We start from the raw sequence: 12,518 nt of genomic DNA, 5'->3' as shown, positions 1-12,518 counted from the left end.
GTCCGTTCCGCTGCTCAACGCGCGGCGCGGTTCTTGGTGTGCTTGGTCGGCGTGGCGGCCCACGGGTCCTCGGGCCAGGGGTGCCGCGGGTAGCGCCCCCGCATCTCGGCGCGGACCTGCGCGTACGGACCGGACCAGAACGAGGCCAGGTCGTCGGTCACCGCGAGCGGGCGCCCGGCGGGGGACAGCAGGTGGAACAGCACCGGCACGCGCCCATCGACCAGCCGAGGAGTCTCCGCCCACCCGAAGCACTCCTGAAGCTTGACCGCGACGACGGGCCGTGCCGACGTGTCGCCGTCGGGTTCCGGGTAGGTGATGCGGACGCGGGATCCGCTGGGCACCTCGAGGCGCTCCGGGGCGAGTTCGTCCAGGCGCACCGCCTCCGGCCACGGCAGCAGGCGGCGAAGGGCGGACAGCAGGTCGAGTCGTCCCACCGGGGTGCCGGACGCCAGCGCATCGAGTTCGGGTGCCAGCCAGGCGTCGAGGGTGTCGACCAGGCCCGCGTCCGAGGCATCCGGCCAGGGGTCGCCGAGCTCGCGCCGCAGCAGCGCCAGTCGACGGCGCAGTGCCTCCGCGCCGTCGGACCACGCGAACATGCCCAGTCCGTCGCGGCGCAGGGTGCGGCGGACAGCATCCCGCCCCTCCTGCGCGGAGGCCCGGACCGGGACCGAGGTGCGCAGGATCGCCCCGAGCCGGCGTTCGCGTCGGGCCTGGACACGGCCTCCGCTGAACTCGGCCTCGACGCGGTCCGTCAGGAGGTGGTCGGCGGCCTGCTCCATCTGCGCCTCGGTGAGCGCCGCTGCCGCGCGGATGACCGCTCCGGACCCGGCTGCCGCGCGCCCGGAGGCGCGGGCGACGTCGGCGACGGCGAGCCATTCGACCGCCGCGAGCGGGCCCGTCACTCCTGCTCGCGTCCCGGATGCGAGCAGGAACGTCGCTCCGGCCGCGGTGCGCTCGACGCGGCGGGCGATCCGCTCGGGAAAGGCCAGGGCGATCACGAGCCCGACGCCGTCGAGATCCGCAGAGGCGTGTGGTGCCGGCGGGGCCAGACGTTCGAGGCGATCGACGTCATCGCGCCATCGGCGGGCATCCGGCGTGCGTCCGCCCCGCAAGGAGATGAGAGCCTGTGCGACGTCGGCATCGGCGATTCGCAGATCGCCGCCCAACAGCGCGACGACCTCCGCGGCGAGGCGTCTGCCGACTGCCGGACTGCCGTCGCGGAGCGCGCGGGCGAGTCGAGGATCGGTCGGAACGCGGGCGAGGGCGCGACCTTCCGCGGTGGCACGACCCTCGTCATCGATCGCGCCGAGACCGCGGAGGACCGTGAGGGCATCGGCGAGGTTCTCTGCGGGCAGCGGGTCGATCATCCGCAGCCCGGTGCCGCCGGGGGATCCCCAGCACGCGAGCAGCAGGGCCGCATCCGCGAGGTCGATGACCGCGATCTCGGGTACCGGGCGCGCGGGAGCCGCCGCGTAGGTCCGCTCGTCGACGCAGCGGAGCACGGCACCGGGAGCCTGGCGGGTGGCGCGTCCCGCTCGTTGCACGCTCGACGACCGGGATGCTGCGGTCGTGACCAGACCCGTCATTCCTCGGGAGGCGTCGCGCAGCGGATGCCGCGACAAGCAGGTGTCCACGACCAGGCGTACGCCCGGGACCGTGAGCGAGGACTCCGCGAGCGAGGTCGTGACGATGATGCGCGGACGGTCTTTCGACGTACGACCTCGGATCACCGCATCCTGTTCGGCCGGTGGGATGCGTCCGTGCAACTCCCGCACATCGAACGTCTCGCTCGACTCCCGGATGCGCCGGGCGATCTCCGACACCTCCCGGGCCCCCGGTGCGAAGACCAGGACGTCGGCCTCCGGATCCTCCGCGATCTGCGTCAGGGCCGCAGACGTCGTGACGCGCGCGACGTGGTCCAGGAAACCCGAGGTGACCCCACGCTCGTCGAGGCGCGGTACGGGGCTCGGGGCCCAGCGCTCCGTGAGGGGGAAGGCGGGCACATCGTGGTCCACGATCGGGGCCGCGGCCGACTCGCTGCCGAGGACCGATGCGATCCGCTCGGCGTCGAGGGTGGCGGACATGGCGACGAGCACGAGGTCCTCCCTCAGCTCACGCACCTCGGAGAGCAGGCCGATCAGGAGATCGGTCTCGAGCGCGCGCTCGTGCACCTCGTCGAGGATCACGGCGTCCACGCCGTCGAGGCCGGGATCGTCGAGCATCCGCCGCAGGAGCACGCCGGCGGTGACGAACTCGATCTGCGTCGTGGGAACCGCGGAGCGCTCGCCGCGGACCGTGAACCCCACACGCGAGCCGAGCGGAGAGCCGTCGAGGTGGGCGAGTCGTCGAGCTGCGGCACGGGCGGCGACGCGGCGAGGCTGGGTGACGATCACGCGACCGGTGCACCGCGAGGCGACGAGCGGCGGCACGAGCGTGGTCTTGCCCGTGCCCGGCGGTGCGGTCACGACCACCGAGCCACCGGCGTCGAGGGCCGCGGAGAGATCGTCGAGGGCGCCCGCGAACGACAGCCCCGCGCCGATGGCGTCGAGATCGAAGGCGGCGGGCATCATCCGTCCAGTCTGCCGCGTCGAGTCAGCGGCCGGAGCCGTTCACAACTCAGGAGAAACGCGCCCTGCCGGCCCCGAGCGGCACTCACTGGCCCCGACCACCTCGTTCTTCCTGAATTGTGAACGGGCGAACGGGATGCCGGAAGCGAAAAACGGATGCCGCGACCTGATCGGCCGCGGCATCCGCTTCGTGTTGCGTGGGTGCTACTCCGCGGCGGGAGCAGGCTCTGTGGCGGGTGGCGCCGTGGTGGGCGTCGACGCACGCGCGGGGGACTGCGTCGGAGGCGTGGCCTCGGCGACACCGGCGCCGAAACCACGGCCGACCGCCTGGCCCTGGATGATGCCCGCGAGATCGAGCCCGGTGGCGGAGTGGACGCTGTCGAACACCGAGCGGAGGGCCTTGGCGTTGTCGGCGCCGACCACGTTCGATGCGCCGTCCTCGCCGGAGCTGCCGATGATCGACACGTTGCCGATCGCCGCGTAGCCCTTCGAGAACTCGGCCATGATCGAGGGCAGAACGTCGAGCACGCGCTGCGAGAGGAAGGCGTCCTGGTTCGAGGCGATGGCCTTGGCCTCGGCCTCGAGGGCGCCGGCACGCGCGTCACCCTCGGCGCGGATGGCATCGGCTTCGGCGCTGGCGCGCAGGCGGCGGGCTTCCGCTTCGGCTTCGGCCTGGGCGCGGAGGGCGTTCGCCTCACCGCTCGCCTTCGCGATGGCGGCGGCTGCTTCACCCTCGGCACGAGCCTTGTCAGCCTGCGCCTGCTGCTCGGCGATACGGGTGCGGGCTTCCGCCTGCTTGACCTGCTCGATCGCGGCGGCCTCGGCCGCGCGTTCGCGGGTGTAGAGCTCGGCTTGAGCGCGGGTCTCCGCCTCGTACCGCTGGGCGTCGGCAACGCGCTTGACGTCGGCGTCGAGCTGAGCCTGCTTGTTCTCGGCCTGCTGCTGCAGAACGGCCTGCTCCGCCTGAGCGCGTGCGAGAGCTTCTGCCTGCTCTGCTTCGGCACGTGCACGTCCGATGCCGGAGTCGGCGTTGGCGGTGTTGGTGTCGAGCGCGGTCTGCTCGATCAGGTTGGCTTCCTGGTTCGCGATGTTCTTCTGATTGATCGCGCGGTCGGCGTTCGTCTGAGAGATCTCGGCGGCCTGACGCTTCGCCTGGATCTCGGGGGCACCCAGCGACTGGATGTAGCCGACCTTGTCGGTGATGCCCTTGATCTGGAACGAGTCCAGGATCAGTCCCTGCTCGGCGAGTTCCTGCGAGACATCGGCGGCGATCTGATCGGAGAACTTCTTGCGCTCGCGCATGAGCTCGACGACCGACAGGGTCGCGACGATGCCACGGAGCGCACCTTCGAGCTGTTCGGTGGTGAACTGCTCGATGGCCTTGTCCTGCGATGCGAAACGCTCGGCAGCGCGGCGCACGTAGAGCGGGTCGGAGCCGATCTTCACGATCGCGACGCCGTCGACGTTCAGCGTCACACTGTCGAGCGACTGCGCCTCGGCGTTGAGGGAGACCTGACGGGAGCGCAGAGAGATGATCTCGTGGCGCTGCGTGATCGGGTTGACGAGCGACTTGCCGTTCACGATCACGGTGACGGGCGACTCCGCCAGTTCCGAACTGGTCGTGCCGTCTGCGGCGATGACTGCGCGTTGGATCTTCTGCTTGCGCCCCGAGATGACGAGGGCTTCGTCGGCTCGGGCGACCTTGATCCAGCTGCGTGCGAACAGCAACAGGATCAGCAGCAGGACGACGGCGATGACGACGCCGATGCCCACGATGACGAGGATGCCGACGATTCCGGCGATCTCCATGAATGACCTCCCTGGTTCCCCCCGAGGGGGCGGTCTGACGTGCCCGCCGAATGCGCAGGCGTATGCCACCCACCCTGCCAGAAAAGGCGGAGGTCGTTCTCGGCGCCCACAGGCGCAGGTCAGCGGGAGCGGAGCTTCTCGGCGAGGTCGCGCAGAGTGCGCAGCTCATCGTCGTCGAGGCGCGACATGCGCTCGGCGATCGAGCGTCCGTGCACGGTCGCGAGTGCGCGGAAGGCCCTGGCCCCTTCGTCCGTGGCGCGGATCAGGGCGCCGCGACCGTCGTCGGGATCCGAGCACTTCGCCACGAGACCTCGGGTGACCATCCGGTCGACCAGACGAGAGACGCTCGGCTGACTGATCAGCATGTTGGAGGTGATGTCGCGCAGCCGTGCGGTCATGTCGGGGGAGCGGGTGACGGTCAGAAGCACGTCGTACTCCGCTTGTGCGAGGTGGTTTTCTTCAAAGTCGGCCAGCATCGCGGTGAACACCTCGTGCTGTGCGCGGAACAGGCTCTCCCAGGCTTCGATGGCGAGCTTGCGGTCGGTCATCCTCACAGAATAGTGGGAACAGTAACGGGCCGGTCGGAGAGGCTCCCGACCGGCCCTTGTCCCTTGCACCAAGAGTGTCCTGCAATCACATGCGGTGAGTGCCACAGCAAACATTCACCGTGTGATCACTGTATAACGGCGAGATAACGAATGCAACGGTTTGGTCACGGAATCTTCGGTTTTCAGCACAGATGTTGTCCGATCTCACGAAAAGTGTCGGAGTCTCACGAAGGCTGTCGGAGAGTCTCACGAAAGTGTCGGAGTCTCACTAGACGTGTCGGAAGAGCGGCGTGTCGACCAGCCTCGTTGGGTGCCGGACATAGTCTGCCCGTGAGCAGATCCCCAGTTGGGGCATCTTTGTCAGGGCTCAGGACATAGGCCAGTACCGCTCCCCAGGAGAGAGGCTGACTGCCGAATAGGAAGTATCCGTCGATGTCGATTGGATCCCTATGGACCTGACTCAGCAGTGGCCTGTTCCTCCCACCACTGAAGCGAACCGGACGCGAGCTCGCGTTGAGTACCGTCTCGATGGCGTGCAATTAGAGCTTGACGCCGTCGACTGCGACAGCGTGCCCTTCGAACGAGGCGATCCCGTTCGGAACTTTCCCAGTTGGCGGCTCAAGCGGCATTACGACGGCTACCACTGGATGGGAGCGCTTGGCGCGTCTGTCGGATTCGAGTCGCTGACGGAGCGGGGCTGCCTCATCGAATTGGACCGCACCCCGGGCGTGGTTGCGATCGCCAGCCAGCCCATGTGGATCCGATGGACCACGCCCGACGGCCCGCGCGAGCACTGCCCGGACTACTTCGTGCGTCTGGACGACGGGCACGCCGTGCTGATGGACGTCAAGCCGGCGACTCAGATCAAGGACGACGTCAGAAGACAGTTCGACATGACAGCGGTGTTCGCCGCTGAGCGCGGCTGGCGGTATGTCGTCTATGACGCGGAATCGGTAGTCCGCGAGGCCAACCTCCGATTCCTGGGCCCGTTCCGAGACTGGGCGAGCAGCGAAGAACTGCCAATGCTCCCAGAAGATGGGCTACCCCTGGCTGAGGTAGCTGCGCTGCTCGGTGTCGGATCCGAGGGCTTCGCACACTGCTACGCGCACCTCTGGTCAGGGGCGCTCGAGGCAGATCTCGATCAAGCCCTCAACATCAGAACGATCGTGTGGCAAAGGAGCGTGTGATGCGCGTTGTAGTTGGCGGGTCGCTCACGTGGCGTCAACGCAAGTTCTCGGTCTTGTTTATTGAGAAGGATTCGGCGATGCTCCGAGATGAGGACGGAAGTGAGGTCGAAGTCGCTCTCGACGAGCTTCGACATGATGCAACACCGGTGCCTAGCGACACTTCAGGTCTGCTGAACCTTTCTCTGCAGGTGCAGGACATCACACCGGACATGGATCCGTGGCTGCAATCGTGCATACGCATCGAGGCGACCCGAGAAGAGATCGGGGTCGGGAAGGCTGTTGAAGCAGAGCGCGAGTGGCTGGAGGTGCGCCTAAGTAGAACTGTCTCCACGCGCGCCGTGGAGCGTCGGCTTAAAGCGTTCCGAGAGCAGGGGACGACCACTGCAGGCAAAGGCTCCCCACGCAAGAGCACATGGGATCCACGCCTCGTCGAGGCCATCAACCACGTACTCGGAGGAAAGAGCCGCGCCTCGACTGTGAGTCGAACTACAGCGATCGAACAAATCATGAGGCGCGTCGAACGTCTCCACGGCGATGCGGTGAAGCTGCCGAGCCGAGCGACGTTCTTCCGACTTCTCGAAGCAGACGAGCACGGGCAATTCACCTTCGGTTCGGCCAAGACTCGCGAGTCGCTTGCGCTTCAACCCGACGGCACATTCGGCACTCGCACCGCACTGCGTCCCGGCGAACTGGTCGAGATGGACTCCACGCGGATCGATGTCATGTTGCGGATCGATGACGAAACCGTCGGCCGGCCCGAACTGACGATTCTCCTTGACGTCGCAACTCGCTCGATTCTTGCCGCGATGCTGCGCCCCGAAGGGACGAAGAGCGTCGACCTGGTGGCTGTCCTTGCACGGGCCCTGGTGCCCTATGGCCGGCGTATGGAAGGGGTTCGCGAGACCCGACAGCTGATTTCGACGGCATGGGCTGACGATCAACTGATCGATCAGGAGCGATTTGAGCGATTGCGTCTCGCGCAGCCGTATGTGTTTCCCGACACGATCACCACCGACCGCGGACGAAACTATTTGTCGCGGCATTTCCGCGCTGCGTGTGAAACCTTGAATATCTCGCTGATCACCTCGGCGCCGCACACACCAACGGACAAACCGCACGTAGAGCGAGCGTTCGGGGCAATCAACTCAATGCTGCTGCAGCACGTGAAGGGATATGTCGGCCGCAGCGTCGAACATCGCGGTCGCGACACAGACACGGAATCCGACGAACTACTGACGATCGCACAGGCCCAGGAGCTCCTAGAGGACTGGATCGCGGTCGAGTGGCAGAATCGTCCGCATGACGGACTGCGGGACCCGTTGCATCCGCGTATCAAGTTGTCGCCGAACGAGATGTGTCGCGCGTTCCGTGCTTACGTGCCCGAACTCCACGTACCGCTGACGCGAGACGACTACATCGCGCTGCTACCTGTGGACTACCGAGTTCTGAACCGCTACGGCGTGCGCATCGATAACCGCGTCTACAACTCCGAGCGGCTCAAAGGCCTGTGGAGGCGCAAGTCTCCTGACAAAGCGCGGAACGGCCGATGGCCGATCCGCGTAGACCCCTACAATCTGCACGTCGTCTGGCTCGAGCGGGACGGCGAGTTCATCCCTCTGAGATGGTCCAATCAGGTCCATGAACTCCCGATGCTGGGTGATGTCTGGCGGTACGCCCGCACGTCGCGCTCCGGTGATGTCGCTGAGCTCGATGCTGAACGTCGCGAGCTTGCGATGGCGATCAAGGCGTTCGCCGGTCAAGGGAATCCGGCCCCTCGAAGCAACGGTCAGAAGCGAAGCGGGCGAGAGCGCGCTCGATTGGCAGCGATCGCTGAAGATCCGATGAACTTCACCAGTGTGAAGAGCATCGAGGACGAGAAACGACCTGCTGACGGTGACAACTCGTCCATCGAGACCACCTCTACCGAGGAATGGCCTAACAGCGGTGGCTTCCCTCTCATCGGAGACAGGCTCGACGAGGTGCGGCGGAGGATCGACGAATGATCGAGATCGCGACCAAGGAAGGCTGGCGCGAGCACGTTGACACCGCGTATGAGCGCCCGGCGCCGGTCACATCCGAGGAGCTTCGGGCCATGAGCTTCGGGGACCGCGCGTTATACAACCAGGGACGAGCTCAATACTCGCAGGCAGGCGCCTTCGTGCGGACACCGCAGTTCGAAGCCTTCCAGCGAGCCGTTCGGGATCGCGTCATGCTCAACGCCTACCGACGAGTCGGGAAGCTAGGCCTGATCCTCTCGGGGGAGCCAGGCCAGGGCAAGACCACTTCGCTAGTCGAGATCGGTAGAGCACACGAACGCAGGCGGCGAGACACCGGCCACCCGGCTGCGGGGCCGGGCATGCTCCCAGTCGTGTATGTCGCGGTACCCGCCCAGTGCTCAGCCAAAGCTCTGATGCATGAGTTCGCCCGATTCCTTGGTCTCCCGGTTCTCGGCAGGATGACCTACGGGGACCTGCTGGAAGCGGTCTCGAACGCCCTGCGCAGATGCTCCACCGAACTCGTCTTGGTCGATGACGTGCATCACCTCGATCTGAAGTACCGGCAGAACGTCGAGGCATCCGACATGCTCAAGCAGCTTTCTGAGCGATGTGGAGGCACGTTCGTCTACGCCGGAATCGCAGTTGAGGGGACCGGACTTCTCGACGGCTCACGTGGTGGGCAGATCGGGAAGCGATTCGAAGTGCACGTGGCCTTACCATTTCCTTTGATCTCGACCGCGGAGAAGGCTCGCTGGGGTGATCTGCTTCTCGCCATGGAGAGCTCACTGTGTCTAGCAGAGCAACGGCCAGGATCGATTCTGTCCGCGGCGCCGACACTGCACGCGCTGACGGGCGGGGAGATCGGACTGCTCAAGGACCTCTTGCAGTTCGCTGCCCTGAGCGCGATGGACGACGGAACCGAGAAGCTCGATGCGGCCGCATTCGAACGCGACCTTGCCCGCCGTCAGACGGCCGCAACGCTCCACACAAGCAAGCCGCGACGATCGCGAACGCCTGCGAGTGCGGCATGACCTCGCGTCTCGGGCTTCCGATTTCCGTTCGCCTGTATCCGGGGGAAACGGCGGCGAGCTACTGGGCGCGGCTTTGCGCCGCAAATGCAATCGGCGAAAAGGACCTCTGGTTGGCGTTGCGACGCGAGGATCGAACCCTCCCAATTCGGGTGACACCGAGAAGCGCCCTCTGGAAGATCGAGGCGTTAGGTGGGCTTCCGGATGGTGCATTGTTCCGCGAAGCCGGCGGTCGCGCCTGTGGACATGGTGGCGCCACGCGTCAAGTCGAATGCCCGAGTTGTCGCATGATTCCGGCAGCTGTGGCTCTCTGCAGACGGTGCGCCGGAGGCGATCAGGTCACAGTCGCGCGTATGCACGGTCCGGTCTGCGTGCGACACCGGAGGTGGCACGGAAGCGGTCGAGATATTCCCCTGCCGGGGAGGCACAAGCACCTGCTCGCGCAACGCCTGCTGAATGGAACTCTCACTCTTCGAGGTGTGCCGTATCGGTCACCCGAAGTTGATGCGGCCGCGGAGTTGCTGCGACTGCGAAATCTCGAAGGTGGGTGCGCAGCTGAACTTCTGGATGACGAGATTCCTCAATTTCCGCGGCGAATCGCGCTCACTGCGCGGCTCACTGACGCTCGTCTCGCGAACGTTCTGATGTCGCAGGGTCTCGGTGGGTACGCACTGGCAATGCTGTTCGATCGCGTAGTCGCCGCGCACTCTCTAGGGCATCGCGCCGTGGACGGCATCTTCGACAGCCTGAGGATTCAGGGACGGGAACTCTGGATCGGCAGGTCCGCGGTCGCTACGCAAGGCGGCTGCGTGCTTACGCCCGCTGCCAGGCGCATGCTTCCGAGGGTCAAGGCGATCAGGGCGCATGTGCTGAACCATCGTGTGGAACTGAGGTCGAGGTAGGCATGCGAACTTTTCCCTGTCGTGTGATTCCGCTGCCCGGGGAGACGCCTACCGGTTTCCTAGCTAGGTTGGCCGTCGCCAACTCCCTCGATCTCAGCGCGCTCACCCACTATTTGGAGCGGACGGTTGGTGCCAACAGGTCGAGCTCGACCAACGCTCGATTCACATCTGCGACTGAGGCAATCGGTGCGCTGCCTCCCGGATACTTCGCCAAGGAGCGCGCACGCTTCCGTCTGTATCGGCGCTGCCACCACGTTCGGTGGATGCTTCGACGCTGCGCCACGTGCGAAGTTGTTGATCGCGCTCGCTCCGCGTGCTTGGTATGCAGCGACGGAAACCCGACTGAGGTGTTCAGTAGGGGAGGTGGGTTTTGCATTCGCCACCGTCGATGGCACTTCCTCGGTGAAGATGAACTCCTGTCCACCCCGTCGGCGTGCCATCGCGCCGAACAGTCGATTTCAGGAATCCTTTGGAGACGCGGGGTGACGATGCACACGGGCGAATACGACCTTGCCCTGCGCTTGATCATCGACAGCTGGCAAGAGCGACCTGACGCGCGCTGGCTCCGAGCCTCGTGCTCGTATGCGCCGGCAGTTGACCTGCTCGTGACGCTAACGCACCCTGACGTCACGCTCAGCTTGTTTGCACTCGCCGAGAGCGACTCCCAGCAGGTCGAAGGGCTTATCGGGCTCGTCGTAGGCATTGGAGGTGGAAGCCGGACGGCGGAACTGGAATCGACCGCAGCCACGGTCGTAGCGGTTCACCGCGCCGCGATGTACACCGCGATCCGAATGCCGAAATCGAGCGGGGCGACGGTATCGAAAACGCCATTTGAGAAGGGGGTCGCGGAAGCGTCCTACCGTGAGAAAGCGGTTCTCCTGCGCCACGTCACGCGCTCCGGCAGAAGAGCGGACATCGTGGAGCGTGCTGTGCGTGCGGCACCTGCATCTCGGGTCGTATCCCGGCGCATCGTTCCCGGCTGGGCTGACGATGCACCGTGGGTCACGCAGGGGACTGAACAGCGCTCAGCGACTTCGAAGATCGGGAGCGTTCCCCGGGACCAGATCGGTCAAGGTGATGCCGAGCACCTGGGTGAGAGCCAGGAGAGTTCGCAACGTCGGGTTAGCCGAGTGGCCGGGGCGTGATTCGCCCTTCTCGTACTTCTGATACGTGTACCGGGTCAGCCCGGCGCGGTAGGCCACGTCTTCCTGGCTCAGATTGGCTTTGTGGCGAGCAGTGCGAAGGGAAGTGGCGAAGCGCTGCGCGAACGCAGCCCAATCTGCTTCCAAGTCGTCGTTCCGCTGGCGCACCTTCCAAGCGTCTAGATCCGGGCGCTCATGTTTGGCCTAATCGGTATGGCATAATTTGGGAGGCCATACGAAACAATCATCATCTTCGTCGGATTGCTCCGCTACTCCCTGCACGTGTGCTGCCCATCCCGGTGACTGGCGGTCGCGCCGCGGGATCGGCCCGTGCATGCGACCGCGAAATGTGATGGTGTGCGTCATGTGTGAGGCGTTCCCGATCTGGTGGCAGGACATCACGAGTCCGCCGCCTACAGAATGGGTGTACATGTTCGAAGAGTTCACCGGCGATGACACCGCGGAGGAATGGGCACTGGCTGCCGCCATCTTCATCGCGCAGACTCGACGCCGCACGGGCCTCGGTCCGACGTTCGCCGAACTCTTCACCCACCTGCTGCCCGACACCGGTGGATTGCCGGGTCCTTTCCCAGAACTCGAGTTCATGGAGCGCCGACGGGCGGTCACGGGATTTCGAGGTCACGCCGCTATCGAGTGGCGTCGTCGAGGAATGATTAGCTTCGACAGGGCCGTGATGCGCAGTCTGCGCGTAGGGCGCGCGTTCCGTGAGCATTCTCGACTGCGGCAACAGTCCCGAGCGTCCCTAGTTGCCCGTAACGGTTCGAAGCATTCCAGACTGGTACTGCCTGAGGAACCGCTAGAGGTGGCTGACGAAACGAACGAAGGTACGTAGGCTCCCATTGAGCCGAGGTACCCGTGAGCCACCACTAGCCCATTCGAGTCGTCTAGAGCGGAGAACGTCAATCAGGAGGGGACGATATGACTGAGGACGCTCCGCCGGGGCTTCGGCGGATCATTGCTCGCATCGAACCTGGCTGGCCTGAGCTCATCGATGTGAGCTCCGGCTGGTACCCGCTTCTCGACCGGCTTGACAGAAAGCTCGCGGCGATCGCTCCGGGCTACGTTGTTCAGCAGGTCAAATCGAAGTTCGGCTCTCTCAGTTTTTACGCTCGGGCATCCGAAGACGTCTACGACTACAACCAAGAGTTCAGCGAAGCCATCCTTGCCGCTGAGTGGGAGAGCACGACGACCTGCGAAGAATGCGGGGCGCCGGCGAGGACCTACACGATCCGAATGTGGGTGTGGGCACTCTGCGCATCTCACGCCCGTGCCAAGGCCGAGGAAGCCGCCGAATGAACACCCGCAGTGCCCGGCGGG

The 12,518-nt window shown here is 65.4% G+C and carries 11 protein-coding genes; 7 read left to right on the top strand and 4 right to left on the bottom strand.

The genetic code is table 11. The features are described 5' to 3' along the window. Positions 1-14: 14 nt before the first annotated feature. From hrpB to KV397_RS13810, 3 genes are all read right to left on the bottom strand, one after another. Entirely contained in the window at positions 15-2,570 is a 2,556-nt protein-coding gene (gene hrpB / locus KV397_RS13820; RefSeq protein ID WP_261811496.1) for an ATP-dependent helicase HrpB, read from the bottom strand. 201 nt (positions 2,571-2,771) lie between these two features. Next, on the bottom strand, positions 2,772-4,376 hold the full coding sequence (locus KV397_RS13815) for an SPFH domain-containing protein (RefSeq protein WP_261811495.1): 1,605 nt from the start codon (positions 4,374-4,376) through the stop codon (positions 2,772-2,774). A gap of 119 nt (positions 4,377-4,495) precedes the next feature. Continuing rightward, positions 4,496-4,924 carry a MarR family winged helix-turn-helix transcriptional regulator gene (locus KV397_RS13810; protein ID WP_131494527.1) on the bottom strand — a complete coding sequence of 143 codons (429 nt, stop codon included), beginning with the start codon at positions 4,922-4,924 and terminating at the stop codon, positions 4,496-4,498. A gap of 449 nt (positions 4,925-5,373) precedes the next feature. Here KV397_RS13810 and KV397_RS13805 point away from each other — a divergent pair, with 449 nt between their 5' ends. The 5 genes from KV397_RS13805 (at position 5,374) to KV397_RS17420 (ending at position 11,183) form a co-directional block, all read left to right on the top strand. Further along, positions 5,374-6,111, top strand: a complete 738-nt coding sequence (locus tag KV397_RS13805; protein WP_058631474.1) for a TnsA-like heteromeric transposase endonuclease subunit — start codon at positions 5,374-5,376, stop codon at positions 6,109-6,111. Further along, on the top strand, positions 6,111-8,114 hold the full coding sequence (locus tag KV397_RS13800) for a Mu transposase C-terminal domain-containing protein (RefSeq protein WP_082682575.1): 2,004 nt from the start codon (positions 6,111-6,113) through the stop codon (positions 8,112-8,114). Before KV397_RS13805 ends, KV397_RS13800 begins: the two co-directional genes overlap by 1 nt. After that, a complete protein-coding gene (locus KV397_RS13795) occupies positions 8,111-9,139 on the top strand; it encodes an ATP-binding protein (RefSeq protein ID WP_058631472.1) in 1,029 nt (342 codons plus the stop codon). Before KV397_RS13800 ends, KV397_RS13795 begins: the two co-directional genes overlap by 4 nt. Beyond that, the gene (locus KV397_RS17460; protein ID WP_363512367.1) at positions 9,136-10,038 is read left to right on the top strand and encodes a TniQ family protein; all 903 of its coding nucleotides are present in this window, start codon (positions 9,136-9,138) and stop codon (positions 10,036-10,038) included. The genes KV397_RS13795 and KV397_RS17460 overlap by 4 nt, the downstream gene beginning before the upstream one ends. 482 nt (positions 10,039-10,520) lie before the next feature. Then, entirely contained in the window at positions 10,521-11,183 is a 663-nt protein-coding gene (locus tag KV397_RS17420; protein WP_164743609.1) for a hypothetical protein, read from the top strand. On the opposite strand, the gene KV397_RS17415 is transcribed toward KV397_RS17420, so the two are convergent. Further along, on the bottom strand, positions 11,064-11,348 hold the full coding sequence (locus tag KV397_RS17415; protein ID WP_205802387.1) for a helix-turn-helix domain-containing protein: 285 nt from the start codon (positions 11,346-11,348) through the stop codon (positions 11,064-11,066). The genes KV397_RS17420 and KV397_RS17415 overlap by 120 nt on opposite strands. 262 nt (positions 11,349-11,610) lie before the next feature. Here KV397_RS17415 and KV397_RS13785 point away from each other — a divergent pair, with 262 nt between their 5' ends. Next, positions 11,611-12,033, top strand: coding sequence for a hypothetical protein (locus tag KV397_RS13785; RefSeq protein WP_151486922.1), 423 nt, complete (start codon positions 11,611-11,613; stop codon positions 12,031-12,033). A gap of 86 nt (positions 12,034-12,119) precedes the next feature. Further along, complete coding sequence (locus tag KV397_RS13780; RefSeq protein ID WP_151486923.1) at positions 12,120-12,497, top strand: hypothetical protein; 378 nt, start codon at positions 12,120-12,122, stop codon at positions 12,495-12,497. The last annotated feature ends 21 nt before the right edge of the window (positions 12,498-12,518 follow it).

Source organism: Microbacterium aurugineum, assembly GCF_023101205.1.
Classification (GTDB): domain Bacteria; phylum Actinomycetota; class Actinomycetes; order Actinomycetales; family Microbacteriaceae; genus Microbacterium; species Microbacterium aurugineum.
Note: the sequence above shows the minus strand (reverse complement) of the source record. Positions and strands in the feature narration are given on the sequence as shown.

Excerpts from the sequence above, each read along its gene's own strand:
- KV397_RS13815 (WP_261811495.1), bottom strand. The coding sequence starts at position 4,376 with ATGGAGATCGCCGGAATCGTCGGCATCCTCGTCATCGTGGGCATCGGC.
- KV397_RS13800 (WP_082682575.1), top strand. The coding sequence starts at position 6,111 with ATGCGCGTTGTAGTTGGCGGGTCGCTCACGTGGCGTCAACGCAAGTTC.
- KV397_RS13805 (WP_058631474.1), top strand. The coding sequence starts at position 5,374 with ATGGACCTGACTCAGCAGTGGCCTGTTCCTCCCACCACTGAAGCGAAC.
- KV397_RS13810 (WP_131494527.1), bottom strand. The coding sequence starts at position 4,924 with ATGACCGACCGCAAGCTCGCCATCGAAGCCTGGGAGAGCCTGTTCCGC.
- KV397_RS17460 (WP_363512367.1), top strand. The coding sequence starts at position 9,136 with ATGACCTCGCGTCTCGGGCTTCCGATTTCCGTTCGCCTGTATCCGGGG.
- KV397_RS13785 (WP_151486922.1), top strand. The coding sequence starts at position 11,611 with ATGTTCGAAGAGTTCACCGGCGATGACACCGCGGAGGAATGGGCACTG.
- KV397_RS13795 (WP_058631472.1), top strand. The coding sequence starts at position 8,111 with ATGATCGAGATCGCGACCAAGGAAGGCTGGCGCGAGCACGTTGACACC.
- KV397_RS13780 (WP_151486923.1), top strand. The coding sequence starts at position 12,120 with ATGACTGAGGACGCTCCGCCGGGGCTTCGGCGGATCATTGCTCGCATC.
- hrpB (WP_261811496.1), bottom strand. The coding sequence starts at position 2,570 with ATGATGCCCGCCGCCTTCGATCTCGACGCCATCGGCGCGGGGCTGTCG.